The following is a 26,172-nucleotide window of genomic DNA, read 5'->3' on the forward strand; positions in this document are numbered from 1 at the left end:
GGACCGTCGTCGGCGCGGTCATCCGCGGTCCGCGTAGATCCGGTGGATGACGCTCTCCAGTTCGGGTTCCACGATCGAGAGGTCGGTCACCCGGTGCTGCGCCAGCACCGCGGCCACCAGTTCGGCGGGCGGGGTGCGTACGGGGTCGAAGCGCAGCCACACCTTGCCGTCCTCCCGGCGGACGACCTCCGCGCCTTCGACGCTCTCCAGCCGGTCGGTCTGCACGACGAGTTCGCGGTGCGGCGCGTAGCGGGTCTTCAGCTTGCCCACCGCGCCGTCGTAGGCGACCCTGCCGTGGTCGATGAGGATGATCCGGTCGCAGAGTTCCTCGACGTCGTCGAGATCGTGGGTGGTGAGGACGACCGTGGTGCCCGATTCCCGGTTCAGCTCCCCGACGAAGGTGCGTATCCGCTCCTTGGCGATGACGTCGAGTCCGACGGTCGGCTCGTCCAGGTAGAGGATGTCCGGGTCGTAGAGCATCGCGGCGGCGAGGTCGCCGCGCATCCGCTGGCCCAGGGAGAGCTGGCGGACGGGGGTGTCGAGGAACGGGCCGAGGTCGAGCACCTCGCTGAACTGCCGCTGCCTCTCGCGGAACCGGGCCTCGGGCACGTCGTAGAGGCGGCTGATCAGCCAGAGCGAGTCGCGCAGCGGCAGGTCCCACCAGAGCTGGCTGCGCTGGCCGAAGACCACGCCTATCCGGCGGGCGTTGCGGGACCGGTCCCGCCAGGGCGTGGCACCGGCGACCGTGACCGTGCCGGAGGTGGGGACGAGGATGCCGGTGAGCATCTTGATGGTGGTGGACTTCCCCGCGCCGTTGGGGCCGAGATAGCCGACCATCTCGCCCTGCTGGACCGTGAAGTTGACGCCGTCGACGGCACGCTTGACGGTCTGCTCACGGGTCAGGAGTGTGCGGATGCCGGCGAATCTGCCTTCCTGCCGTGTGGGTCGGCTGAACTCCTTGACGAGGTCTGCCACTTCGATGACGGGCATGTGCGCCTCTCCTGGAGCGGGCCGGGCCCGGTCGGACGTGATCGATGTGAGAGTGTGCACGCCAAGACTTGGTCTAGTCCAAATGTTTTTCCGTTCGGCCGGTCCTCGTCATGCCGTGAGGGGACGCGGAAGGCCCCACCGCGCTCGGCACGGTGGGGCCTTCTGCTGTACGAAGTCCGGAAAGGGTTCCGGGGGGTACGGAGCCCGGAAAGGGTTCCGGAAAGGGCCTAGAAGTCGTCGTCGAACCCGACCGAGCCCTCCACCGCCACCTGGTAGGCGGACGGGCGGCGCTCGAAGAAGTTCGTCAGCTCCTGGACGCCCTGCAGCTCCATGAAGGAGAACGGGTTCTCGGAGCCGTACACCGTCGGGAAGCCCAGGCGGGCGAGCCGCTGGTCGGCGACGCACTCCAGGTACTGGCGCATCGACTCGGTGTTCATGCCCGGCAGGCCCTCGCCGCACAGGTCGCGGCCGAACTGGAGCTCCGCCTCGACGGCCTCCTTCAGCATGTCGGTGACCTGCTGCTGGAGCGCGTCGTCGAAGAGCTCCGGCTCCTCCTTGCGGACGGTGTCCACGACCTCGAACGCGAAGTTCATGTGCATCGTCTCGTCGCGGAACACCCAGTTGGTGCCCGTGGCGAGGCCGTGCAGCAGGCCGCGCGAGCGGAACCAGTACACGTACGCGAACGCCCCGTAGAAGAACAGCCCCTCGATGCAGGCCGCGAAGCAGATCAGGTTCAGCAGGAAGCGGCGGCGGTCGGCCTTCGTCTCCAGCCGGTCGATCTTCTCGACCGAGTCCATCCACTTGAAGCAGAACTGCGCCTTCTCGCGGATCGACGGGATCTCCTCGACCGCGTCGAACGCCGCCGCCCGGTCGTCCGGGTCGGGCAGATAGGTGTCCAGCAGCGTCAGATAGAACTGGACGTGCACGGCCTCCTCGAAGAGCTGCCGCGACAGGTACAGCCGCGCCTCGGGGGAGTTGATGTGCTTGTACAGCGTCAGCACGAGGTTGTTCGAGACGATCGAGTCGCCCGTCGCGAAGAACGCCACGAGCCGGCCGATCATGTGCTGCTCACCCGGCGACAGCTTCGCGAGGTCGGCGACGTCCGAGTGGAGGTCGACCTCCTCGACGGTCCAGGTGTTCTTGATCGCGTCCCGGTAGCGCTCGTAGAAGTCCGGGTAGCGCATGGGACGCAGGGTCAGCTCGAATCCCGGGTCGAGCAGGTTCTTCTCTTCGTTCGTGGTGCTCATTACTGGCAGGCCTCGCAGGACTCGGGGTTCTCAAGAGAGCAGGCGATGGCGTCCGCGTCGGGAGCCGACGCCTGCTGTACGGGAATGGGGGCGGCGGCCGACGCCTGACCGGACGCGGCACGGGCGATCCGGGTCGCCGGGCGCGAACGCAGGTAGTACGTCGTCTTCAGCCCCTGCTTCCAGGCGTACGCGTACATCGAGGAGAGCTTGCCGATCGTCGGCGTCTCCAGGAACAGGTTGAGCGACTGGCTCTGGTCGAGGAACGGCGTACGGGCCGCCGCCATGTCGATCAGGCCGCGCTGCGGGATCTCCCACGCCGTGCGGTACAGCGCCCGCACGTCCTCAGGGATCCAGGCGAAGCCCTGCACCGAGCCGCTGGCCTCGCGCAGCGCCTCACGGGTGCGGGCGTCCCACACGCCGAGCTTCTTCAGCTCGTCCACCAGGTAGCCGTTGACCTGGAGGAACTCACCGCTGAGCGTCTCGCGCTTGAACAGGTTGGAGACCTGCGGCTCGATGCACTCGTACACACCGGCGATCGAGGCGATCGTGGCGGTCGGCGCGATGGCGAGCAGCAGCGAGTTGCGCATACCGGTCTTCGCGACCCGGGCGCGCAGCGCGTCCCAGCGCTCCGGCCAGTTCAGCTCGGTGTCGTAGTGGTCGGGGTGCAGCACACCGCGCGCGGCACGCGTCTCCGACCACGCGGGCAGCGGGCCCGAGCGCTCGGCGAGGTCGCAGGACGCCTCGTACGCGGCCAGCATGATGCGCTCGGAGATCTTCGTCGAGAGCGCGCGGGCCTGCGGCGAGTCGAACGGCAGGCGCAGCTGGAAGAAGACGTCCTGGAGGCCCATCGCGCCCAGACCGACCGGCCGCCAGAGGGAGTTGGAGTTCCCGGCCTGCTCGGTCGGGTAGAAGTTGATGTCGACGACCCGGTCGAGGAAGGTCACGGCCGTACGGACCGTGGAGTCCAGGCGCTCCCAGTCGATCGAGCCGTTCGCCACGAAGGCGCCCAGGTTGACCGAGCCGAGGTTGCAGACGGCCGTCTCGCCGTCGTTGGTGACCTCCAGGATCTCCGTGCACAGGTTCGAGGAGTGCACGACCCGGCCCGGCTCGGCGGTCTGGTTCGCGGTCCGGTTGGAGGCGTCCTTGAACGTCATCCAGCCCTGGCCGGTCTGCGCGAGGGTCCGCATCATCCGGCCGTACAGCTCACGCGCCGGCATCGTCTTGCGGGCCAGGCCCTTGGCCTCGGCCGCGCGGTAGGCCGCGTCGAACTCGTCGCCCCACAGGTCCACCAGCTCGGGCACCTCGGCGGGCGAGAAGAGCGACCACTCGGTGTCCGCGTCGACCCGGCGCATGAACTCGTCCGGGATCCAGTGCGCCAGGTTCAGGTTGTGCGTACGCCGCTGGTCCTCACCGGTGTTGTCGCGGAGCTCCAGGAACTCCTCGATGTCCGCGTGCCAGGTCTCCAGGTAGACCGCCGCAGCGCCCTTGCGCCGGCCGCCCTGGTTCACCGCCGCCACCGAGGCGTCCAGCGTCTTCAGGAACGGCACGATGCCGTTGGAGTGCCCGTTGGTACCCCGGATCAGCGAACCACGGGCGCGGATACGGGAGTAGGAGAGGCCGATGCCGCCCGCGTGCTTCGAGAGGCGCGCCACCTGGTGGTAGCGGTCGTAGATCGAGTCCAGCTCGTCCTTGGGCGAGTCCAGCAGGTAGCAGGAGGACATCTGCGGGTGCCGGGTGCCGGAGTTGAAGAGCGTGGGGGAGGAGGGGAGGTAGTCCAGCTTGCTCATCAGCCCGTAGAGCGCGGCGACCTCGTCCAGCGCCCGCACCGACTCGTCCTCGGCCAGACCGGCGGCCACGCGCAGCATGAAGTGCTGCGGGGTCTCGATGACCTGGCGGGTGATCGGGTGGCGCAGCAGGTAGCGGCTGTGCAGCGTACGGAGACCGAAGTAGCCGAACCGGTCGTCCGCGCCCTCCGCCAGCGTCCGCTCCACCAGCGCGTCCAGCGCCTTCGCGTGCAGCTCCACGAAGGCGGCCGTGCGGTCCGCGATCAGCCCCTCGCGGTGGCCCACGGCGACCGAGGCGGAGAAGGACGTGGCGCCCTGGCCCGCGGCCTCGTCGGCGATCGTACGGGTCAGCAGCCGGGCGGCGAGTTTGGAGTACGCCGGGTCCTCGGAGATCAGCCCCGCCGCCGCCTCGGTGGCCAGCGAGCGCAGCTCGGCCTCGTCGGAGCGGGCGTTGCGCCCGCGCAGCGCGGAGGCGGCGACCCGTCCGGGGTCGGTGTCGGGCAGATCGACGGTGAGGTCGGTGAGGGTCCGCAACAGGGCGGTCCCGGGTCCGTCGTTCGTGCCTTCGCCGGACGTGGTGGAGGCAGCGGATTCGGTGGCTGAAACCGGATCGGCGGGCGCGATGGTCACTGGGCTTTCCCTCGCTCGGCTGGGGGCCGGCGGCGAGCGGGGAAACCGGGCAGCACGATGCCCTTCAGGGCAGCACTGCTACGGCGTCCACCGGCCCATCCGCGAGGCCCGGACGTCTGGCGTCCGGTTCGGTCGAGCCGGACGCGCTGTCGACAGGTCTTCGGACTTCGGGTGTGCAAAGCACACTGATCACACCGTTGCGGGACAGTTCCGGATTCGCACCGGATTCCCCTGCGGCGACAGCGAGGTCGAGCATACATGTGGGGGCCGCCAGATGCTGCGGCCCCCACATGTTGTGTCGCGTCGATTTCATAAGCCCCTCAGGAGGCCGCCTCCAGCTCCAGCCGGAAGGTCATGAGGCGCAGGCCCGGCACCGGCTCCCAGTCCCGCTCAGGGGTCCGCAGAAAGCCGAGCCGACGGTAGATCCTATGGGCCGGGAGCATGGCCGGCTGCGTCGACAGCACCAGCCCCCGAACGCCTTCGGCGGACCGGGCCCGCTCGACGCACGCCCGTACGAGCGCCTCTCCCACGCCCCGTCCGCGCCCCGCGCGGGCCACGGCCAGCATCCGGAACTCGGCCTCGTCCGGACCGGAGATATCGCGCCACGGCGTGCCGGGAGCGGCATACGTCACACCACCGAGCACCACCCCGTCCGCGTCGAGCGCCACGAGCACCTCGGCCTCGGCCGCCCGCTGCTCCACCGCCCGCAGTTTCAGGAGGTACGGATCCTGCGGGCCGTCCAGCAGACCGTCACCGAGATACGCCTCGGCGATGATCCCGCCGAGCACGGCGTACTCGGCGGGCTCCGCCACTCTGATCGTCAGATCCATCAGCCACTCGCTCCCACCTCGTTGTCCGGCGCGCCGTCGCCCACCGGCGGCAGGTCGCCGCGCTCGACCGGCTGCTGCCCGGAGCCGTCCCCGGCGGGCGGCAGCACCCGGTCCAATTCGTGGTCGTCGGCGCGGTGGGCGGCCAGCGCCGCCGACCGCAGCGTCGCCCGGTCCACCTGCTCGCGCGCCCCGCTCACCGTGATCACGAGGCCGCCCTGCTCCTGGGCGTACGCGTGGTCCGACTCCGTGGCGCGGTACCACTGTTCGCCGTCCCGCTCGCACGTCACCAGGGCCTCCTGACCGCCGGCGGGCGCGGAGCCGTCCGTACAGTCGGCCACGGCGTGCGGGCGGCGCTCCACCGACAGCTGGAACATCCCGCCGTCCGGCGCGGTGTAGGAGCTGCCGAACCCGTCGTCACCGAGCACCCCGACCGACTGGCGCGCCAAGGCGTAGCCCGCGGCCTCGGTCACCCACACATGCTCCGCGACGAGCTGCACGGCGCTCGCCCGCGCCTCCAGCTCCGCCCGGTCGGGCGCCGGTTCGGCCGAGGAGCTCCGGTCCGCCGGCGACTTCGAGCCGGGCGCCGGCACGGTGCCGCAGCCCGTCGCCGCCGCCAGGGTCAGGGCCAGTGTCACGGTCAGGAGGAGGGGCCGGAGCCGGGGCGACCGGGAGCGCGATGTCATGGGCACATCCTTTCGTACGGTCACGGCTCCGCGCACCCGGGAAATCGAGCGGCGGCCGGGCGCGTCCACGGACGGCAGAAGGGGCCGCCGCGCCCCTGGGAGGGGTGCGGCGGCCCCGATCGGCCGACGGTGGTCAGCAGCAGCGGAAGCCCTCGCGGGGGTCCGCCTCGCGGGCGTCCGTGCGGCTGCGCTCGAAGGCGCGGCGGGTCATCACCGGCGCGTCCGGATCGTGCGACCGGGCGTGCGCCACGTAGCGGTCGTACGTCGCCTCGCCGGTCATCTCACGGACGTACCAGCGGATCCGCCCGGCCACCCGCCGTACGTCCGCGAGAGTCATGTCCGGCTCCGCACGCCGGGGGCCGTCACGCCCGGCTCCGTCACGCCCGGCTCCGTACGGTCCGCGCGGCTCATGTCCGGTTCCCCGTCGCCGCGGCCTCCTCCTTGCGCAGGCCGCCCTCGGGGCCGACACCGGCGGCGGCCAGTTCGGCCTTCTCCTCCTTGGTGGCGATGAGCGAGGCCGGGGCGACGAACTTGGACTGGACGAACGGCGTCTCGTGGAGCTTGACGCTCTCCGGGTCGCGGATGGCCTTATAGCAGACCCGGCCGGCGTCCACGAGCACCACGATGATGAGGATCGCGAAGAGCGCGCAGAGCACGCCGTCGACGGTGGAGTTGGTGACGACGGTCCGCATGTCGTCCATGGACTTGGCCGGGGCCAGCACCTCGCCCGCGTCGATGCCCGCCTGGTACTTGTCGCGCTGCGCGAAGAAGCCCACCTTCACGTCCGGCGAGAAGATCTTCTGCCAGCTCGCGGTAAGGGTGACCGCCACGTCCCAGGCGAGCGGTACGGCGGTGACCCAGGCCCACTTCAGGCGGCCGGACTTGACCAGCAGCGTGGTGCAGACGGCCAGCGCGACGGCGGCCAGCAGCTGGTTGGCGATGCCGAAGAGCGGGAAGAGCTGGTTGATGCCGCCCAGCGGGTCGTGCACACCGACCCAGAGGAAGTAGCCCCAGCCGCCGACCACGACGGCGCTGGCGAACCAGACACCGGGCTTCCAGCTGACCTCGCGGAACGGCTTGTAGGCGTTGCCCAGCATGTCCTGGAGCATGAAGCGCCCGACGCGGGTGCCGGCGTCCACGGTGGTGAGGATGAAGAGGGCCTCGAACATGATGGCGAAGTGGTACCAGAACGCCTTCATCGCCGTTCCGCCGATCACCGCGGAGAAGATCTCCGCCATGCCGAGCGCGAACGTGGGCGCGCCACCGGTCCGCGAGAGCAGGCTCGCCTCCTCGACGTCCTTGGCGGCCTGGGCCAGGGCGTCCGGAGTGATGGTGAAGCCGAAGTTGGCGACGGCCTGCGAGGCGGACTGGACGCTGTCGCCGATCACGCCGACGGGCGCGTTGATGGCGAAGTAGAGGCCGGGGTCGATGATGCAGGCCGCGATCATCGCCATGATCGCGACGAACGACTCGACCAGCATCGCGCCGTAGCCGATCACGCGGATCTGCGTCTCCTTCTGGACCATCTTCGGCGTGGTGCCGGAGGAGACCAGGGAGTGGAAGCCGGAGAGCGCGCCGCAGGCGATGGTGATGAAGACGAACGGGAACATCGAGCCGGCGAAGACCGGGCCCGAGCCGCTGGTGGCGAAGTCGGTGACCGCCGGCATCTTCAGCGTCGGCAGCGCGACGATGACGCCGAGGGCCAGCAGCGCGATCGTGCCGACCTTCATGAAGGTGGAGAGGTAGTCGCGCGGCGCCAGCAGCAGCCACACGGGGAGCACGGAGGCGAGGAACCCGTACACGATCATCCAGATGACGAGCGTGCCCGGCTCCAGCGTGAAGAAGTCCGCCCACGACGACTCGGCGACCCAGCCGCCCGCGACGATCGCGAGGAGCAGCAGCGCGACGCCGATGAGGGAGACCTCACTGACCTTGCCCGGCCGCAGGATGCGCAGATACACGCCCATGAAGAGGGCGATCGGGATCGTCATGCCGATCGAGAAGACGCCCCACGGCGAGTGCGCGAGCGCGTTCACGATGACCAGGGCGAGGACCGCGAGCAGGATGATCATGATGATGAAGACCGCGATCAGTGCGGCGATCCCGCCGACCGGCCCTATCTCGTCCCGGGCCATCTGGCCGAGCGAACGGCCGTTGCGGCGGGTGGAGAAGAACAGCGTCACCATGTCCTGGACGGCACCGGCGAAGATGACGCCGACGACGAGCCAGATCGTGCCCGGCAGGTACCCCATCTGCGCGGCGAGCACCGGGCCGACCAGCGGGCCCGCGCCCGCGATGGCGGCGAAGTGGTGGCCGAACAGGACGCGGCGGTCGGTGGGGTGGAAGTCGACACCGTTGTCCAGGAGTTCGGCCGGTGTCGCGCGGTTCTTGTCCGCCTTCAGGACCCGGTTGGCGATGAACCGGGAGTAGAAGCGGTACGCGATGGCGTACGAGCCCAGCGCCGCCGCCAGCATCCAGGCGGCGGAGACCTCCTCACCCCGCGAGAGCGCGAGGGTGGCCCAGCCGATCGCGCCGACCAGGGCCACCAGGCTCCAGACGACGATGGACTTCGGGGTCAGCGCCCGCCGTCCCGGTGCTTGTGGAACCGGTGGTGCTGGTGTGGGCGATTCCGGCATGTCGATCCGTCCCCTCGCGTGATCACTGTCGTAACGTGCGCGAAATCTAAGGTGGTACGGCCGCGCTCCGGAACCCCTGTCCGCATACCGGTCGCATATCACCGATGTCTCCACCGAAGTTCCGCAGTAAGGACACGGACGGCGGGCTGGTTCGGTTCACCCGATCCGGGGCCTTCGCGGATGACCGAAAACAGGCGGTGGCCCGAGGAGAAGATCCCCGGGCCACCGCCTGCTCGTACGTCGTGCTTGCTCTGTTTGTACGCCGTGCTCGCTCAGTCGGTCGGCCGCTTCAGGCGGGCCACGAACTTGTACCGGTCGCCCCGGTACACGGATCGCACCCACTCCACGGGTTCGCCCTGGCCATCGATCGAATGGCGGGAGAGCATCAGCATCGGCAGCCCCACGTCCGTCCCCAGCAGACCCGCCTCGCGCGGCGTGGCCAGCGAGGTCTCGATGGTCTCCTCGGCCTCGGCGAGGCGGACGTCGTACACCTCGGCGAGCGCGGTGTAGAGCGAGGTGTACTTCACCAGCGAACGGCGCAGCGCCGGGAAGCGTTTGGCCGAAAGGTGCGTGGTCTCGATCGCCATCGGCTCACCGCTGGCGAGCCGCAGCCGCTCGATGCGCAGCACCCGTCCGCCCGTCGAGATGTCCAGCAGGCCGGCGAGCGTGTCGTCCGCCGTGACATAGCCGATGTCGAGCAGCTGGGACGTCGGCTCCAGGCCCTGGGCGCGCATGTCCTCGGTGTACGAGGTCAGCTGGAGCGCCTGCGAGACCTTGGGTTTGGCGACGAACGTCCCCTTGCCCTGGATCCGTTCGAGCCGGCCCTCCACGACCAGCTCCTGCAGGGCCTGGCGCACGGTGGTGCGCGAGGTGTCGAACTCGGCCGCCAGGGTGCGTTCGGGCGGCACCGGGGTGCCGGGCGGCAAGGTATCGGTCATGTCGAGGAGATGCCGCTTGAGCCGGTAGTACTTCGGTACGCGCGCGGTGCGCGTACCGTTGCCGGTCTCGCTCCCCGAACTGCCCCCGTCGGCACCCATGGCCCGCCTCTCCGACGCTTGCGTTGCTGCCGTCACCGGCTCCTCCGTCTGTCGCGGCTCACATGGTGGCACGGTCCGGTCACGGGTCGTCGCCCTCCCTTAGGTGTCGGTCCTATAACGGACGCGAGTGCACTTCTTATACACCCTTGACACCCCTAAAGGTCTAGGCCAAGCTCCCGGTACTGGTCTAAACCATTAAAGACCAGGTCCAGCCCCAGCAGAACTCGTCGAATGTCTTCGCGGTGGGTGGGGTTGCAGCATCCCTGAGGAGGGTTTGACGTGAAGCGCAAGCTCATCGCGGCTATCGGTGTCGCGGGCATGTTGGTTTCGGTCGCGGCGTGTGGTTCGGGCGACGGAGAGTCGTCCGCGGAGCCCAAGGACCGCAAGGAAACCCTGACCGTCTGGCTCATGGGCGAGGCCCGCTCGACCTGGCCGGAGCTGGTCAAGGACACCAACGCCGAGTTCAAGAAGAAGTACCCGAACGTCACGGTCAAGGTTCAGTACCAGCAGTGGGCCGACAAGGTCAAGAAGCTTGACACCTCCCTCGGTGGCGACAAATTCCCGGACGTTGTCGAACTCGGCAACACCGAGACCATGCAGTACATCCTGAATGGTGCACTCGGGGAAATCGACCCCGAGAAGTACGAGAACTCGGACACCTGGATCAAGGGTCTGAAGGACACCTGCACCTTCGAAGGCAAGACGTACTGCGTTCCTTACTACGCCAGTGCCCGTCTGGCCGTCTACAACAAGGACATGCTGAAGGCCGGCACCGGCAGCGACGAGCTCCCGCAGACCGAGGACGAGTTCCTCGCGGCGATGGACAAGGTCTCCGCCTCCCTCGGCAAGAAGGACAAGCGCGCCTCCTCGCTCTACTTCCCGGGCCGCTACTGGTACGCCGCGATGTCCTACGTCGCCGCCTACGGTGGCCAGATAGCCACCTACGACGAGGGTTCCAAGGAGTGGAAGGGCTCGCTCTCCTCCCCCGAGTCGCAGAAGGGCCTGCAGCACTTCGTCGACCTGGTCAAGAAGTACAACAAGGCCGACCAGACGAAGGACGAGCAGGACCACGCCAACGTCATGGCCAACGAGAAGGCCGCCGTGATCTACGGCCAGGCCTGGGAGGCCGGCAGCGTCACGGGTGGCGAGAACGGCAACCCGAAGCTCGAGGGCAAGATCGCCACGGCCGGTATCCCCGGCCCCGAGGGCAAGGCCCTCCCCTCCTTCATCGGCGGCTCGGACCTCGCGACGATCTCCAAGTCCAAGGTCCAGGACCTCGGCCAGGACTGGATCGCCCTCTTCACCAACGCCAAGGGCGGCGACGTCCTCGCCTCGAAGAACGTCCTCCCGAACAACGAGAAGCAGCTCGAGCCGCTGAAGACGAAGCCGGAGACCGCCGCCATCGCCAACGCGGTGCCGGACGCCTGGTTCACGCCGATCGCGCCGGGCTGGGCCTCTGTCGAGAAGGAGGAGATCCTGGAGAACGTCCTCCTGGAGATCCTCAAGGGTGCCTCCGTCGCCGACGCCTCCAAGAAGGCCGACGACAAGATCAACGCCCTGATCAACAAGAAGTCCTGACCTTCCGGTCGCCAGGCGGGGGCCCGGCATCGCTGCCGGGCCCCCGCCCTCTTCTCGTAAGTGAACGCCGTGAATTCCGGGGCCCGCCCCGGACCCGCGATGGAAGGTCAGCCACGTGTCTGCCGCTGATACCAAGGCCGTCGGGCCGCCGGTCCCACTACCGCCCGACCCGCAGCCGACCGGGAAGTCGTCCTCCGACGACGACGCGCCCCGGGTACAGAAGAGGAAGCGGAAGAAGGGTGAACTCCTCCCTTACTTCCTGATCCTCCCGGCGATCGTGGCGATCGCCGCCGTCTACCTCTACCCGCTCGGCAAGACGGTCGTCATGTCCTTCCAGGACATGGGCCGGCGCGAACTGTGGTCCGGAGAGCCCGCCCCCTGGGTGGGCTTCGAACAGTTCACCAACATCCTCGGCGACTCCGAGTTCTGGTGGGTCACCTTCCGCACGGTCGTCTTCATGGCCATCTGTGTGACGCTGACGATGGGCATCGGGCTGCTTGTCGCCCTGCTCATGCGCCGGCTCTCCACCTGGGTCCGGCTCGTCCTGACGGTGGCCCTGATCGCCGCCTGGTCGATGCCGCTGATGGTCGCCGCCTCGATCTTCCGGTTCATGGCCGACTCCGACTACGGCTTGATCAACACACTGATCGCCAAGGTCGTCGGCGAGGACTGGCTCGGACACAACTGGTACCTCGACCCGATCCAGGGCTTCGGCATCATCACCCTGCTGGTCGTCTGGGGCGCCATCCCGTTCGTCGTCGTCACCCTGTACGCCGCCCTCACCCAGGTCCCCCAGGAGCTGGAGGAAGCGGCGGCGCTCGACGGCGCCAGCGCGTACGGCATCTACAAGTTCGTCACCTGGCCGGTCATCAAGCCGGTCTTCACCATGGTCGCCACCCTCTCGGTGATCTGGGACTTCAACGTCTTCGGCCAGATCTGGCTGCTGCGCGGCAACAAGCCCGAGCCGGAGTACGAGACCCTCGGCCTCTACTCCTACTCCAAGGCGTTCGAGTCCACCTCCTTCAGCCAGGGCACCGCGATCGCCCTCATCACGGTGGTACTGCTGTCCGGCGTGGCCGTGTACTACCTGCGCCAGCTCATGAAGACGGGAGAGGTCGAATGAGCAGCACGACCAAAACACAGGCGCTGCGCCCCGACCAGAAGAAGAGCCGGCTCCACCTGGACATCATCGGCCTCGGCATCGCCGTCGTCATGATCTTCCCGGTCTACTGGCTGGTCATCAGCTCCCTGCGGCCCAACCGCGAGATCCGCAGCTACAACCAGACCCTGTGGCCCACGTCGATCACCTTCGAGAACTTCGAACGCGCGGTCAACCAGCCCAACTTCTCCACCGCCATCCAGTCCAGCCTGATCGTCGCCGTCACCGCGGTGGTCGGCGGCATGATCATCGCGACCCTGGCGGCCCTGGCGATCGGCCGGTTCCGCTTCTTCGGCCGCAAGCCGCTGCTCCTGATCATGATCCTGGTGCAGATGCTGCCGCCGACGGCGATGCTCATCCCGATCTACGCCCAGCTCAACGCCATGGGCGGGATCGACGAGTACTGGGGCCTGATCGTCGTCTACCTGGTCGCCACGCTGCCCTTCGCCACCATCATGATCCGCGGCTTCGTCGTGAACATCCCGGTGGAGCTGGAGGAGTCCGCGATGGTCGACGGCCTCACCCGCTTCGGTGCCTTCCGCAAGGTGGTCTTCCCGCTGCTCGCCCCCGGGCTCGCCGCCGCGTCGATCTTCGCCCTGGTGAACGCGTGGAACGAGTATCTCTTCGCGTACATCCTGATCAACGACAACTCCAAGTACACGCTCAACGTGTGGCTGATGACCTTCACCACCGAGCGCGGAACGGACTACGGCGCACTCATGGCGGCCTCCACCATGATCGCCCTGCCCGTCGTCATCTTCTTCATGATCATCCAGAAGAAGATGGCCGCTGGGCTCACCTCCGGCGCTGTGAAGGGATAGTGCGGGCCCATGACCACCCTCGTTTCCACCACGGACACCCTGACGCGTGACGCGCTCGCGGTGCTCCAGCCAGGATTCACCGGAACCACCGCACCGGACTGGCTGCTGCGCCGCGTCGGTGAAGGGCTCACCTCCGTCGGGCTGTTCGGCCGCAACGTCGAGTCGCCCGAGCAGCTCGCCGCCCTCACCGCGCGACTGCGATCCGAGCGGGACGATGTCCTCGTCGCCATCGACGAGGAGGGCGGCGACGTGACCCGCCTGGAGGTCAGGGACGGTTCCTCCTTCCCGGGCAACTTCGCCCTCGGCTCCGTCGACGACGTCGACCTGACGCGGGCCGTCGCCCACGAGCTCGGCCGCCGGCTCGCCGCGTGCGGCGTCAACCTGAACTGGGCGCCGTCCGCCGACGTCAACTCCAACCCGGACAACCCGGTCATCGGCGTACGCTCCTTCGGCGCCGACACCGCCCTGGTGGCCCGGCACACCGCCGCGTACATCGAGGGGCTCCAGGCCGCCGGCGTCGCCGCATGCACCAAGCACTTCCCCGGCCACGGCGACACCGCGGTCGACTCGCACCTGGCGATGCCCCGCATCGATGTGGATCTCGACACCCTGCACGCCCGTGAGCTGCTGCCTTTCCGGGCGGCGATCGCGGCGGGTTCCAAATCGGTGATGAGCGCGCATATCCTGCTTCCCGCACTCGACCCGGACCGCCCGGCCACCCTGAGTCCGCGGATCCTCACCGGTCTGCTCCGTCAGGAACTGGGCTACGACGGCCTGATCGTCACCGACGGCGTGGAGATGGAAGCCATCTCCAAGACCTACGGCATCGAGCGCGGATCGGTCCTCGCGATCGCCGCGGGCGCCGACGCGATCTGCGTCGGCGGCGGGCTGACCGACGAGGAGACGGTGGTGGCCCTGCGCGACGCCCTCGTGGCGGCGGTACGGAGCGGGGAACTGCCCGAGGAGCGGCTCGCGGACGCGGCCGCCCGTGTACGAGCCCTCGCGTCCTGGACGCAGGGGGCCCGGGGGGACGTCCCGGAGCCGGGCGCGGAAGTGCAGGAGGGGACCGCGCCCGGCACCGGAGTCAGCTCCGACATCGGCCTGGTGGCCGCCCGCCGCGCGGTGCAGGTCACCGGCACCGGCGCCCGGCTGACCGAGCCGGCGTACGTGGCGGAGCTCTCCGCCGTGGCCAACATCGCCGTCGGCGACGAGACCCCCTGGGGCATCGCCGCCGGCCTCACCCGCCTCCTCCCCGGCACCGAGGCAGGCCGCTACACCAGCGAGAGTGCCGCTCCGGCGGCCGAGGCGGTCGCGGCGGCAGGGAAGCGGCGCATCGTCGCGGTGGTCCGCGACGAACACCGCCACACCTGGATGCGCGAGGCCCTGGACGCCCTGCTGGCAGCGCGCCCGGACACGATCGTGGTCGAGATGGGCGTCCCGGCGTCCACGCCGAGAGGCGCGCTGCACATCGCCACGCACGGCGCGTCGAGGGTCTGCGGCCAGGCGGCGGCGGAGGCCGTGACGGACACATCCAGCCCGTCCGGCGCTTGAGGACGAGGCCGCAAGGCCGGAAATCAAGCCCGTCCGGCAGTGACCAAGCGTGTCAGGCGGACACATCCAGCCCGTCCGGCGCTTGAGGACAAGGCCGTCAGGCCGGCAGATCGAGCCCGTCCGGCGATTGAGGACAAAGCCTCTCGCCGGACGGGCGGCACAACGGGAAGGGCCAGGACACCTCACGGCGTCCTGGCCCTTCCCGCACGTACGGCCCAGCCGTACGCCTACAACCCCTGCCAAGCCGGCTTGGCCGCATACGTGGCGCGGAAGTAGTCCGCCAGCTTCAGCTTCGACGCCGCGGCCTCATCCACCACCACCGTCGCATGCGGATGCAGCTGAAGCGCCGACGCCGGCACGATCGAGGCGACCGGCCCCTCCACCGTCTGCGCCACGGCCTCCGCCTTGCCCTCACCCGTGGCCAGCAGGATCGGATGCCGGGCATCCAGGATCGTCCCGATGCCCTGGGTGATCACATGGTGCGGCACCTGCTCGATGTCGTCGTCGAAGAAGCGCGCGTTGTCCACCCGGGTCTGCTCGGTCAGCGTCTTGATCCGGGTGCGCGAGGCGAGCGACGAGCACGGCTCGTTGAAACCGATGTGCCCGTCGGTGCCGATGCCGAGCAGCTGCAGGTCGACCCCGCCGGCCTCCGCCAGCGCCCGGTCGTACGCCTCACAGGCCGCCTGGACGTCCTCGGCCGAGCCGTCCGGGCCCATGAAGGACGCCTCGGAGAGCCCGAGCGGCTCGACGACCTCACGGAGCACCACGGAACGGTACGACTCCGGGTGGCCGGCGGGCAGCCCGACGTACTCGTCCAGCTGGCAGATGCGGGCACGCGAGGCGTCGACGGACCCGGCGGCCACCTTGGCCGCCAGCGCTCGGTAGATGGGCAGCGGGGTAGAACCGGTGGCAACGCCGAGCAGGGCGTCGGGCTTGCGGCTGAGCAGGGAGGCGATGGCCTCCGCGATCAGTTCGCCGCCTGCCGTGGCGTCCGGGACGATGACAACTTCCACGCTGTGCCTGCCGATCTGATGAGTAGAACCTTGTGGTATAGACCAATCAAGGCCCCAATCTAGCAGAATCGGGCAGCTGTGCGGTGAACAGCTCACGGATCGGTCCGCCCGCCCGGCCCCGCTGGCGGACCCCGCCGACGGCTGGTCGACTGGTCCGGTACGGCGCCGGCGGCGCGGTCCGCGGGCGGCTCCGTACGCCGCCACCACCGCCACCGCCGACCGACACCGCATGGGAGGCACCCCACGTGTCAGCCACCCCTCCGCCCGCCCCGGACGACCAGCGCGATGTGCCCGGCCGCATCATGTCCGGCGAGATGGCCGAGCAGCCCGCGATGCTGCGGCGCATCCTCGACCAGGGCGCGCCCCGCATCCGCGAGGTGGCCGCCGAGATCGCCGCCAGGAAGCCGCGCTTCGTCCTGCTCACCGCGCGCGGCACCTCCGACAACGCGGCGCTCTACGCGAAGTACCTGCTGGAGATCCGCCTCGGCCTGCCCTGCGGTCTCGCCTCCATGTCCACCACGACGGCGTACGGGGCCAAGCCCGATCTGCGGGACGTCCTGGTGATCACCGTCAGCCAGTCGGGCGGCTCACCGGACCTGGTGGCCTCCACCCGGGCCGCCCGCGAGGCCGGCGCGGTCACCCTCGCCGTCACCAACAACCCGGACTCCGCGCTCGCCGCCGTGTCCGAGTACCACATCGACATCCTGGCGGGCCCGGAGAAGGCGCTCCCGGCCACCAAGACGTACACCGCCTCCCTGCTCTCCCTCTACCTCTTCGTGGCGGGGCTGGCGGGCGAGGACGGTACGGAGGCGGCGTCGGTCCTGCCCGACCTGGCGGGCGCGATCCTGGGCCGCCGGGCCGAGGTCAAGGCGCTGGCCTCCCGCTACCGCTTCGCCGGGCGCATGGTGATTACCTCGCGCGGCTACGGCTACCCCACGGCCAAGGAGGCGGCCCTGAAGCTCATGGAGACCAGCTACATCCCGGCTCTCTCCTACTCCGGCGCCGACCTCCTCCACGGCCCGCTGGCGATGGTCGACAACGTCTCCCCGGTGATCGCCGTGGTCACCGACGGCCGCGGCGGCGAGGCCCTCCAGCCGGTCCTGGACCGCCTGCGCGGACGCGGCGCGGACCTCTTCGTGGTCGGACCGAAGGCGCAGGTGGAGGCGGCATCGGCAGGCTTCTCACTGCCGACCTCGGGCGTTCCGGAGGAGCTGCAGCCGATCCTGGAGATCCTGCCGCTGCAGATGCTCGCCTACGAGGTCACCATCGCCCGGGGCCAGGACCCGGACTCACCACGCGCGCTGGCGAAGGTCACGGAGACGCGCTGAGCGCGCGAGCGGCGGGGGAGGAGCCACCGCGCAATGCGGTACGGCCCCGAAAACACCCGCGGGCCGCGGCGCCAGGATGGGACCCTCAGCCCATCCGGCACCGCAGCCCGGAGCTGCGGGCCTGCCTTTCGGAACAGGCCGGGCTCCCGGGCCCCGGCACGCACATCTGCGGCGTTGTCGTCGGTCGCCGACGCTCCGCGTCGACTCCCTCCTCCGCCTTGCAGCTGCACGCACCGGACCCCGCTCGCTGATCCGGCCTGTTCCAAAAGGCAGGCCCTTCCGACCGACGGTGTGCGGTGCCGTCGGCCACATGAGGCACCGGCGCGGTCAGGGCAGAGAGCGCCGGGTGCCTCGGTCCACTCTCCTGTGCGGGGAGAGCGGAGGTCTTGGTGAACTCATTGTGGACTAGACCAATTGGCTGTGTCCATCCATGTGCGCGACATTCTCCGGCCGCACACGACGCGCTGTCCATCGCCTTCCGACGCCCCACCCTGTCCCACGGCCCGCCGGGCCGATCGGTTCGAACACGTCCGTTAACCCCGGGTACGCTCCACGGGTGCCCTCCATGAACGATCTCGTCCGCCAGCACACCGCTCTGAGCGACACCGACCTGGAGTGGCTCCACCTCCTGGTCTCGGAGTGGCAGCTGCTCTCCGACCTCTCCTTCGCCGACCTCGTGCTGTGGGTGCCCACCCGTGACGGCACCCGGTACGTCTCCGTCGCCCAGATGCGGCCCAACACCGGCCCCACCTCCTACCAGGACGACATGGTCGGCCACCTGGTGCCGCGCGGCCGCCGCCCGCTGCTGGACGCGGCCCTGGACGAGGGCCGGATCGTGCGCGAGGGCGACCCGGAGTGGCGCGAGGAGGTTCCCGTACGGGTCGAGTCCATCCCCGTACGCCGTGAAGGCCGGGTCCTCGGCGTGATCGCCCGGAACACCAACCTGCTCACCGTCCGCACCCCCTCCCGGCTGGAGCTGACCTACCTCCAGTCCGCCTCCGACCTGGCCCAGATGATCGCCGCCGGCGCCTTCCCGTTCCCCGGCCAGCAGGTCGACATGGACGCCTCGCCGCGCGTCGGCGACGGGCTGATCCGGCTGGACGCGGACGGCGTCGTCCAGTACGCCAGCCCCAACGGCCTCTCCGCCTACCACCGCCTCGGCCTCGCCTCCGACCTGGTCGGCCACCACCTCGGCACCACCACCGCCGAGCTGGCGCCCTCCCGCGGCCCGGTGGACGAAGCGCTGGTCAAGGTGGCCAGCGGGTACGCGCCGCGCGAGTTCGAGGTGGAGGGCGAGGGCGGAGTGATCCAGCTGCGGGCCATCCCGCTCAAGCCCAAGGGCGTCCGCATCGGCTCGCTGGTCCTCCTCCGGGACGTCACCGAACTCCGTCGCCGCGAGCGCGAGTTGATCACCAAGGACGCGACCATCCGGGAGATCCACCACCGGGTGAAGAACAACCTCCAGACGGTGGCCGCCCTGTTGCGGCTCCAGTCCCGCCGGATGGATTCCGAACAGGGGCGCGAGGCGCTCAACGAGGCGGTGCGACGCGTCGGTTCGATCGCGATCGTCCACGAGACGCTCTCGCAGAACCTGGACGAGCGCGTCGAGTTCGACGAGATCGCCGACCGGGTCATCGCGATGGTCTCGGAGATCTCTCCGGGCAAGGTGACCTGCCGGCGCGTCGGACGCTTCGGCATCCTGGACGCCGAGGTCGCCACCCCGCTCTCCATGGTGCTCACCGAAGTCCTGCAGAACGCCCTGGAACACGCGTTCGCGGTGGCGGACCAGGGCACGGTGGAGGTCTCGGCCGTACGCGGCGGCTCACCGACCGACGGCCGGCTGCTCATCACCGTGACCGACGACGGACGCGGTCTGCCCGAGGGGTTCGACCCGCAGCGGGCCGGCAATCTGGGGCTCCAGATCGTACGGACGCTGGTGGAGGGCGAGTTGGGCGGCACGTTCGGCATGGTCCCGGCGCCGGAGCGCGGCACCCAGGTGGTGCTGGACCTGCCGGTGCGTGGTGACAAGTAGTCACACGGCTGGGAGCACACAGCAGAGCGGGCCCGGACCGTGGTGACGGTCCGGGCCCGCTCCGTGATGCTCACGATGCGATGCGCTCCGGGGTACTGCGCGCTGCGACTCGAAGGCGGGGCTGTGCGCACGCTCTGTACGCGCCGCCTGGCTGAGGCGTGTTCGTGGGGGGCGTCGGTCAGGCGCTGGCGTTACGCGCCCGGTTGCGAGCGGCGCGGCGCTTCATCGCGCGGCGCTCGTCCTCGCTGAGGCCACCCCAGACGCCGGAGTCCTGGCCGGACTCGAGCGCCCACTGCAGGCACTGCTCCATGACGGGGCAGCGACGGCAGACGGCCTTGGCTTCCTCGATCTGCAGCAGCGCAGGACCGGTGTTGCCGATGGGGAAGAACAGCTCGGGGTCTTCCTCACGACAAACGGCGTTGTGACGCCAGTCCATGGCTGCTACCTCTCCTTGGTATTACACGTTTGTTGCTTGTGAATGTGAACGCTTTCACGAATCCCCCCACGGATGACGGGCCGACTCCCAGAAGCACTGGGTGTGGTCTGTGATGGTGAGGAGGGGTTCTGGCTCTCAGGGAGGCCGGTGTTGCGGGCCGTCCCGATCGCCATGTAGAGATTCGCAAACCTCGGCGGCGGATACAACCCCTTCTGGAAAGTTTTTTTTGATTCCTCGGTGTCGACTAGGTCACAGCCGCACTTCTAAGGGGTGGGGGCCAGGCCAAACGTTCGAGTTAAAGGACTTTGGGCCCTTCCGCTCACACAATCACACGCAGTGCACGGCGTACGCCTGTGAACGTCACGCTCGTACGCAGTCCTAGGTGGTCGCCGTCCATCTGGAAGGGCAGCGGAACCTTTGAATGCAAGGTGAAGTCCGTGAGGTCATGCAGTGAAACGGCGTGCTTCCCGCGCGGTCCTCTGTCAGGGCTCGAAGTGAGCAGCTGGGTGCCGTACAAGGCCACCGCCGAGGTCGACAGACGCTTCAGTCCGAGGACGTCCAGAGCGGTGTCGAAGGAGGCCTTCGGGGAGGCGTACACCGGACGATTCCCCAGGTAGGTCCAGGGGGCGGTGTTGCAGATTATGGAGAGCGCGAGGTCGGTGACGGGCTCCTGGCCGGGCACGTCGAGCGTGATCGTCCCGTGTCTGCGGTGGGCCTCGTTGAGGAACTGGCGGACCACCTGGCGTACGTACAGCGCGTGCGTCGACCGCTTGCCGTGCTCGCGTTTCTGTTCGACCCGGCCGACCACTCCGGCGTCGAAACCGAGACCCGCACAGAAAGTGAACCAGCGTTCGGGTACGGACTCGTCCTCGGTGCCCGGGGTGCCGGCGGCCAGGCCCAGACCAACCGTGCGTTCGGTCCGGTGTTCCAGAGCGTCCAGGATCGCGCCGGTCGCCTCCACCGCGTCGTTGGGCAGTCCCAGGGCGCGCGCGAAGACATTGGTGGAGCCGCCGGGGACCACGGCCAGCTTCGGCAGGCCCTCCGGGTCCGGGCCCCGGTGCAGCAGCCCGTTCACGACCTCGTTCACCGTGCCGTCGCCGCCGAGGGCGACCACCAGGTCGATGTCGTCGCTGTCGGCCGCCCGCCGCCCCAGATCCCGCGCGTGACCCCGGTACTCCGTGGTCACCGCCTCCAGCTTCATCTCGCTGGCCAGAGCGTGGATGAGGACGTCACGGGTGCGGGCACTGGTGGTGGTGGCTGCCGGGTTGACCACGAGAAGTGCGCGCATGCCCGTCAGAGTACCTACCGGGTGGTTCGGCACCGAAGTCGCGGTTCGCTCAGCTCAGGGCCGGTCACGTTCCGTGATCCTCAGCCGTACGCGCTCGGCGTCGGCATCCCTCGTACGTGATGTGCGCCGCGCCCGCGCCCCCCGGCTTCACTTCCGGGGCCCGGGGATGCCAACCTGAAGGGCGTGAGCACTGAAGCGACCCCCTCCACCCCCTCGCCCGCCGCGACGGAGCGCCCGCGAAGGATCACCGCCCTCGCCGGGATCAACGCCCTCGAAGGCGCCGCACTCGCGGTCAGCGGGCTCTACCTGCTGGTCATGGGGGTGCTCGGGCGTCCCGAGAGCCCGCAGCAGGCGGAGACGGTCGGCATCACGCTGATCGCGCTCGGCGCCATCCCGCTCATCGCCGCCCGCGGCCTGATGCTGCTGCGGAGCTGGAGCCGGGGGCCGGCGCTGATCACGCAGATCATGGCGCTGCCGGTGGCCTGGACGCTGCTGCGCTCCCAGGGCGCGCTGATCCCGGCCGGGATCGTCCTGGCGGCGGTCGCCGTGACCGGTCTGGTGTTCGCCCTCAACCCGGCGACCACCCAGATCCTCGGCCTGCGCAGGGGCGCCGGAGCCAACCCGGAAGCCTGAGCAACTCCCGAAGCCTGCGCGACCCGGAGGCCCGCGCGAACCCGGAGGCCTGAGCCCCGGGATCCGTGGCGCCCTGCGGAGGGCCGTCCTACTCCTCGACGAGCAGGCGCTCGCGCAGCTGGGCCAGCGTGCGCGCCAGCAGCCGGGAGACGTGCATCTGCGAGATGCCGACCTCCTGGGCGATCTGCGACTGGGTCATGTTGCCGAAGAACCGCAGCAGCAGGATCCGCTTCTCGCGCGGCGGCAGATCCTCCAGGAGCGGCTTGAGCGACTCCCGGTACTCCACGCCCTCCAGCGCCTCGTCCTCCGAGCCCAGCGTGTCCGCGACCGCCGGCGACTCGTCGTCGGTGTCCGGCACGTCCAGCGAGAGCGTGCTGTACGCGTTGGCCGACTCCAGGCCCTCCAGCACCTCCTCCTCGGAGATGCCGAGCCGCTCAGCCAGCTCGTGCACGGTCGGCGAGCGGCCGTGCTGCTGGGAGAGCTCCGCGGTGGCCGTGGTCAGCGAGAGCCGCAGCTCCTGGAGGCGGCGCGGCACCCGCACCGCCCAGCCCTTGTCCCGGAAGTGGCGCTTGATCTCACCGACCACCGTGGGCGTCGCGTACGTCGAGAACTCCACGCCGCGGTCCGGGTCGAACCGGTCCACCGACTTGATCAGCCCGATCGTGGCGACCTGTGTCAGGTCGTCCAGCGGCTCCCCGCGGTTGCGGAACCGCCGGGCCAGGTGCTCGACCAGCGGCAGATGCATCCGCACCAGCCGGTTGCGCAGCTCCGCCTTCTCCGCCGAGCCGTCGGGAAGCTCCCGCAACTCGATGAACAGGGCCCGGGCCCCGCTGCGGTCGTGTGGATCGTGGTGCCCGTGCTCGCTCATCTGGCCCGCCCGCTCCTGCGACTGCTCCACCGCGACGTTGAGGCTCTCAGGCCCGTCCGCTCCGTCCACCGGGTGCGGCCGGGCCTGTTGCTCCGGGATGCCTGCCGGCCGCACCACCCCGGATCGGATCGTCTCGTCCCGCACAGGACCGTCCCCGTTCCCGTCGCTCACGCCGGCCCGGGGCCCGCGCCGCGCTGTTTGTAGAGGCTGATGCTGACCGTACGGTCGTCGGCGACCGTCGACTCGACCTTGCCGGCCAGTGCTGAGAGCACCGTCCAGGCGAAGGTGTCACGCTCCGGTGCGCGGCCGTCCGTCGTCGGGGCCGACACCGTCACCTCGAGAGAGTCGTCGATGAGCCGGAACACGCAGCTGAGGACGGAGCCGGGCACGGCCTGCTGAAGCAGGATCGCGCAGGCCTCGTCGACCGCGATGCGGAGATCCTCGATCTCGTCGAGAGTGAAGTCCAAACGCGCTGCGAGACCGGCCGTGGCCGTTCGCAGCACCGACAGGTAGGCACCCGCAGCGGGCAGCCGGACCTCTACGAAGTCCTGATTCCCGGGCTCGCCTGCGATCTGGGACACCCTCACCTCCAAGGTGGCACAAACTCTTTCGAGGTTCCGGGAAGGGTGGCCCGGAGCCATACGGTCGGTCGACGGTTCTCAGCTCGGCGACGCTATCGGATCCATGATGCAGTGTCGCCCGCACCCCATCCCCCGACCGTCACTCATGGTAAACCCATGAGTACGCACAGTGGCTAGGGGTCTGCGGCGTCCAATTACGAAGAACCGGCGCCGGATTGACGTACCCAGACGTCAGACGATCGAACCGTCCTCGAAGCACCAGCGCCAGCTCTCGCCCGGCTCGAAGCTCCGCATCACCGGATGACCGGTCTCCCGGAAGTGCCCGGTGGCGTGCCGCAGCGGCGAGGAATCGCAGCAGCCGACGTGCCCGCAGGTCAGGCAGAGCCGCAGCTGCACGGGATGGGTCCCGGCCGCCAGGCACTCGGGGCAGGTCTCCCCGAGCGGTACGGGTTCGGGGCGTGGCAGATCCGCTACATGCGCACACTCGCTCATGATGGGCAGGTTACGACGGATCCTAGGACGGTGAGATGGACGCGCTGCCGCTGGTGGCGCTGGTCGCGGCCAGTGCGGCGGTCGCCGGAGCGGCGCGCCGCACTCCGGTCCCCGCGCCGCTCGTCCTGGTCGCCGTGGGCCTGATCGCGGGATTGGTGCCGGGCGTTCCGACGTACCACCTGGACGCGCACATCGTGCTCCCGCTGCTGCTGCCACCGCTGCTCCACACGGCCGCCGTCGACAGCTCCTACCTCGACCTGCGGGCCAACATCCGGCCGGTCGCGCTGCTCTCCGTGGGCTACACGCTCTTCGCCACCGTCGCCGTGGGGTGGCTGGCCTATCTGGTGATCCCTGAGCTGCCGCTGACCGCCGCGCTCGTCCTGGGAGCCGTGGTGGCGCCGCCGGACGCCGTGACGGCCGCCGCGATCGCCCGCCGGGTCGGACTGCCCGCGCGGGTGACGACCATTCTTCAGGGTGAGTCGCTGGTGAACGACGCCACCGCGATCACCGCCTTCCGGGTGGCGCTGGCCGCAGCGGTGGGGGAGGGGATGACGTGGGCCGCCGGGATCGCGGAGTTCCTGCTGGCGGCGGTCGGCGGGGTCGGGGTCGGGCTGCTGCTTATGGTGCCGCTGCACTGGCTGCGTACGCATCTGAAGGAGGCCCTGCTCCAGAACACGCTCTCTCTTCTGATCCCGTTCGTGGCGTACGCGGCGGCCGAACGGGTGCACGCCTCCGGAGTCCTCGCCGTGGTCGTCGTCGCGCTCTATCTGGGACACCGCTCCTGGCAGGTCGACTTCGCCACCCGCCTCCAGGAGGCCGCGGTCTGGAAGATGGTGGCCTTCATCCTGGAGTCCACGGTCTTCGCCCTGATCGGGCTGCAGCTGCCGTTCGTCCTGAAGGGGCTGGAAGCGGGCGGCGCGGTGGCGGCGCTCGGCTACGCGGCGATCGTCTTCGTCGCGGTCGTCGTGGTCCGCTTCATCTGGGTCTATCCGGCCACCTATCTGCCCCGATGGCTCTCGCGGCGCGTACGGGAGCGGGAGCCGGGCACCGACTGGACCGCGCCGCTGATCGTCGGCTGGGCCGGGATGCGCGGGGTCGTCTCGCTCGCCGTCGCCTTCTCGATCCCGCTGGTCACGCAGGACGGCGAGCCGTTCCCGGCCCGCAACCTGGTGCTGTTCCTGACCTTCACCACGGTGATCGCCACGCTGGTGATCCAGGGGCTGACCCTGCCCGTCCTCGTCCGCGTACTGAAGCTGCCGGGACGCGACCCGCAGGCCGAGACGCTCATCGAGGCGCAGGCCCAGAGCGAGGCGTCGGTGGCCGCCGAGGCCCGCCTGGACGAGCTGCTCGCCGACCCGCACAACAGCCTGCCGCCGCCGCTGGCCGACCGGCTGCGCGCTGTGCTGGAGCGCCGCCGCAACGCCGTCTGGGAGCGGCTGGGCGCGGCCGACCCGGTCACCGGCGAATCGGCGGACGACACCTACCGGCGGCTCTCCCGCGAGATGATCGAGGCCGAACGGGAGGTCTTCGTCAAGCTCCGGGACGAGCGGCGGATCGACGACGAGATGATGCGTACGCTGCTGCGCCGGCTGGACCTGGAGGAGGCGGCCGCCTACCGGGAGACGGACGAGTCCTGAGGGAGCGCTGTACGGGTCGGTGGCTCGGGCGTGCCGGTGATCACCGCGCTCACCCGGCTGCCCGGAGCGAAGGCGCCCTCCTCGGCCAGGACCGTCAGCGCGAACAGCAGCTTGGCGACGTAGACCCGCTCCACCGGCAGCCCGTGCCGGTCCTCGAAGTCCGCGGCGAAGGCGTCCAGTTCCGGGGTCGTACGGGCGTAGCCGCCGAAGGTGAAGCGCTCGTCCAGCGACCAGTTCCCGGCCGGACCGCCGAACGCCTCGTGCTGGAGCGCCGCGACGGCCTCGCCGAGGAAGCCGCCGCGCAGCACCGGTACCCCGAGCGCGCGCTGTCGGTCGTCCAGCCCCGCCGCGAGCCCGGCGAGGGTGCCTCCGGTCCCGCAGGCCACAGCAGCCACATCGGTGAGCCCGCGCAACTCCTGTCCCAGCGCTGCGCAGCCCTGTGCGGCGAGGGCGTTGCTGCCGCCCTCCGGGATCACCTCCACGTCCCCGAAGAGGCTCAGCAGCGCCTCCAGGACCTCGGGTGAGGCCTTCGCGCGGTAGGTCGTACGGTCCACGAAGTGCAGCCGCATGCCGTCGGCGGCGCACCGGGCGAGGGACGGGTTGAGCGGGCGGTGGGCCAGCTCGTCGCCGCGTACGACTCCGATGGTGGGAAAGCCCAGCAGCCGGCCGACCGCGGCGGTGGCCCGGAGGTGGTTGGAGTAGGCGCCGCCGAACGTCAGCACGGTCCGCCCGGCGGCCGCCTCCAGGTTGAGGACGAGCTTGCGCCACTTGTTGCCCGGCAGCTCGGGGTGGATCAGGTCGTCCCGCTTGAGGAGGAGCGTGATCCCGCGCCGGTCGAAGCGGTCGTCCCGGACCTCCTGGAGCGGGGACGGCACCCTGGGGCGCAGGAGGGTCTCGGGGCGGTTCACCTGCCTATTG

General features: G+C 69.8%; 23 protein-coding genes and 1 riboswitch. Of the genes, 8 read left to right on the forward strand and 15 right to left on the reverse strand.

The window, feature by feature from the left end:
• Positions 1-18: 18 nt before the first annotated feature.
• The 8 genes from ACQP09_RS24495 to ACQP09_RS24530 all read right to left on the reverse strand — a co-directional run bounded on the left by ACQP09_RS24495 (position 19) and on the right by ACQP09_RS24530 (position 9,837).
• On the reverse strand, positions 19-990 hold the full coding sequence (locus ACQP09_RS24495; protein ID WP_433403105.1) for an ABC transporter ATP-binding protein: 972 nt from the start codon (positions 988-990) through the stop codon (positions 19-21).
• Positions 991-1,217: 227 nt separating this feature from the next.
• Positions 1,218-2,237, reverse strand: a complete 1,020-nt coding sequence (locus ACQP09_RS24500) for a ribonucleotide-diphosphate reductase subunit beta (RefSeq protein WP_018510062.1) — start codon at positions 2,235-2,237, stop codon at positions 1,218-1,220.
• A complete protein-coding gene (locus tag ACQP09_RS24505; RefSeq protein ID WP_433403109.1) occupies positions 2,237-4,651 on the reverse strand; it encodes a ribonucleoside-diphosphate reductase subunit alpha in 2,415 nt (804 codons plus the stop codon). Before ACQP09_RS24505 ends, ACQP09_RS24500 begins: the two co-directional genes overlap by 1 nt.
• Before the next feature lie 134 nt (positions 4,652-4,785).
• Positions 4,786-4,907, reverse strand: a riboswitch (cobalamin riboswitch).
• Between the two features lie 64 nt (positions 4,908-4,971).
• Positions 4,972-5,481, reverse strand: a complete 510-nt coding sequence (locus ACQP09_RS24510; RefSeq protein ID WP_433403112.1) for a GNAT family N-acetyltransferase — start codon at positions 5,479-5,481, stop codon at positions 4,972-4,974.
• Positions 5,481-6,164 carry a hypothetical protein gene (locus tag ACQP09_RS24515; RefSeq protein ID WP_433403115.1) on the reverse strand — a complete coding sequence of 228 codons (684 nt, stop codon included), beginning with the start codon at positions 6,162-6,164 and terminating at the stop codon, positions 5,481-5,483. The genes ACQP09_RS24510 and ACQP09_RS24515 overlap by 1 nt, the downstream gene beginning before the upstream one ends.
• Before the next feature lie 133 nt (positions 6,165-6,297).
• Positions 6,298-6,501, reverse strand: a complete 204-nt coding sequence (locus ACQP09_RS24520) for a YbdD/YjiX family protein (protein WP_432149794.1) — start codon at positions 6,499-6,501, stop codon at positions 6,298-6,300.
• Positions 6,502-6,571: 70 nt separating this feature from the next.
• Positions 6,572-8,800 (reverse strand): carbon starvation CstA family protein, encoded by a 2,229-nt coding sequence (locus ACQP09_RS24525; protein WP_433403118.1) that lies wholly within the window; start codon positions 8,798-8,800, stop codon positions 6,572-6,574.
• 272 nt (positions 8,801-9,072) lie between these two features.
• The gene (locus ACQP09_RS24530; RefSeq protein ID WP_018489091.1) at positions 9,073-9,837 is read right to left on the reverse strand and encodes a GntR family transcriptional regulator; all 765 of its coding nucleotides are present in this window, start codon (positions 9,835-9,837) and stop codon (positions 9,073-9,075) included.
• Positions 9,838-10,116: 279 nt separating this feature from the next.
• Between ACQP09_RS24530 and ACQP09_RS24535 the strand changes: the two genes are divergently transcribed.
• The 4 genes from ACQP09_RS24535 (at position 10,117) to ACQP09_RS24550 (ending at position 14,946) form a co-directional block, all read left to right on the forward strand.
• Positions 10,117-11,415 carry an extracellular solute-binding protein gene (locus tag ACQP09_RS24535; protein WP_433403122.1) on the forward strand — a complete coding sequence of 433 codons (1,299 nt, stop codon included), beginning with the start codon at positions 10,117-10,119 and terminating at the stop codon, positions 11,413-11,415.
• Positions 11,416-11,530: 115 nt separating this feature from the next.
• Positions 11,531-12,538: a carbohydrate ABC transporter permease gene (locus tag ACQP09_RS24540; RefSeq protein ID WP_433403126.1), complete on the forward strand. Its 1,008-nt coding sequence runs from the start codon at positions 11,531-11,533 to the stop codon at positions 12,536-12,538.
• On the forward strand, positions 12,535-13,395 hold the full coding sequence (locus tag ACQP09_RS24545) for a carbohydrate ABC transporter permease (RefSeq protein WP_433403129.1): 861 nt from the start codon (positions 12,535-12,537) through the stop codon (positions 13,393-13,395). The genes ACQP09_RS24540 and ACQP09_RS24545 overlap by 4 nt, the downstream gene beginning before the upstream one ends.
• Positions 13,396-13,404: 9 nt before the next feature.
• Positions 13,405-14,946, forward strand: coding sequence for a glycoside hydrolase family 3 protein (locus tag ACQP09_RS24550; protein ID WP_433403131.1), 1,542 nt, complete (start codon positions 13,405-13,407; stop codon positions 14,944-14,946).
• 227 nt (positions 14,947-15,173) lie between these two features.
• On the opposite strand, the gene nagB is transcribed toward ACQP09_RS24550, so the two are convergent.
• Positions 15,174-15,959: a glucosamine-6-phosphate deaminase gene (nagB, locus tag ACQP09_RS24555; protein ID WP_432149788.1), complete on the reverse strand. Its 786-nt coding sequence runs from the start codon at positions 15,957-15,959 to the stop codon at positions 15,174-15,176.
• A gap of 245 nt (positions 15,960-16,204) precedes the next feature.
• Here nagB and ACQP09_RS24560 point away from each other — a divergent pair, with 245 nt between their 5' ends.
• A complete protein-coding gene (locus ACQP09_RS24560) occupies positions 16,205-17,287 on the forward strand; it encodes an SIS domain-containing protein (RefSeq protein ID WP_432149787.1) in 1,083 nt (360 codons plus the stop codon).
• A gap of 565 nt (positions 17,288-17,852) precedes the next feature.
• Positions 17,853-19,319 carry a sensor histidine kinase gene (locus tag ACQP09_RS24565; RefSeq protein ID WP_433403135.1) on the forward strand — a complete coding sequence of 489 codons (1,467 nt, stop codon included), beginning with the start codon at positions 17,853-17,855 and terminating at the stop codon, positions 19,317-19,319.
• A 178-nt stretch (positions 19,320-19,497) separates the two neighbouring features.
• On the opposite strand, the gene ACQP09_RS24570 is transcribed toward ACQP09_RS24565, so the two are convergent.
• Positions 19,498-19,755: a WhiB family transcriptional regulator gene (locus ACQP09_RS24570; protein WP_003953983.1), complete on the reverse strand. Its 258-nt coding sequence runs from the start codon at positions 19,753-19,755 to the stop codon at positions 19,498-19,500.
• 319 nt (positions 19,756-20,074) lie between these two features.
• Positions 20,075-21,043 (reverse strand): diacylglycerol/lipid kinase family protein, encoded by a 969-nt coding sequence (locus ACQP09_RS24575; protein ID WP_433403138.1) that lies wholly within the window; start codon positions 21,041-21,043, stop codon positions 20,075-20,077.
• A gap of 183 nt (positions 21,044-21,226) precedes the next feature.
• On the opposite strand from ACQP09_RS24575, the gene ACQP09_RS24580 reads away from it, so the two are divergent.
• The gene (locus ACQP09_RS24580; RefSeq protein WP_433403140.1) at positions 21,227-21,676 is read left to right on the forward strand and encodes a hypothetical protein; all 450 of its coding nucleotides are present in this window, start codon (positions 21,227-21,229) and stop codon (positions 21,674-21,676) included.
• Positions 21,677-21,764: 88 nt separating this feature from the next.
• Here ACQP09_RS24580 and ACQP09_RS24585 read toward each other — a convergent pair whose 3' ends face one another.
• The 3 genes from ACQP09_RS24585 to ACQP09_RS24595 all read right to left on the reverse strand — a co-directional run bounded on the left by ACQP09_RS24585 (position 21,765) and on the right by ACQP09_RS24595 (position 23,617).
• Positions 21,765-22,688 (reverse strand): RNA polymerase sigma factor SigF, encoded by a 924-nt coding sequence (locus ACQP09_RS24585; RefSeq protein ID WP_356746768.1) that lies wholly within the window; start codon positions 22,686-22,688, stop codon positions 21,765-21,767.
• A gap of 23 nt (positions 22,689-22,711) precedes the next feature.
• Positions 22,712-23,125, reverse strand: coding sequence for an anti-sigma regulatory factor (locus ACQP09_RS24590; protein ID WP_024492166.1), 414 nt, complete (start codon positions 23,123-23,125; stop codon positions 22,712-22,714).
• Positions 23,126-23,356: 231 nt separating this feature from the next.
• Complete coding sequence (locus ACQP09_RS24595; protein ID WP_030560950.1) at positions 23,357-23,617, reverse strand: UBP-type zinc finger domain-containing protein; 261 nt, start codon at positions 23,615-23,617, stop codon at positions 23,357-23,359.
• 35 nt (positions 23,618-23,652) lie between these two features.
• Here ACQP09_RS24595 and ACQP09_RS24600 point away from each other — a divergent pair, with 35 nt between their 5' ends.
• The gene (locus ACQP09_RS24600; protein ID WP_433403146.1) at positions 23,653-25,254 is read left to right on the forward strand and encodes a Na+/H+ antiporter; all 1,602 of its coding nucleotides are present in this window, start codon (positions 23,653-23,655) and stop codon (positions 25,252-25,254) included.
• On the opposite strand, the gene ACQP09_RS24605 is transcribed toward ACQP09_RS24600, so the two are convergent.
• Positions 25,230-26,162, reverse strand: a complete 933-nt coding sequence (locus ACQP09_RS24605; protein ID WP_433403148.1) for a 1-aminocyclopropane-1-carboxylate deaminase/D-cysteine desulfhydrase — start codon at positions 26,160-26,162, stop codon at positions 25,230-25,232. The genes ACQP09_RS24600 and ACQP09_RS24605 overlap by 25 nt on opposite strands.
• Between the last annotated feature and the right edge of the window lie 10 nt (positions 26,163-26,172).

The organism is Streptomyces sp. CA-146814, from assembly GCF_050942385.1.
In the GTDB taxonomy this organism is placed as follows: Bacteria; Actinomycetota; Actinomycetes; order Streptomycetales; family Streptomycetaceae; genus Streptomyces.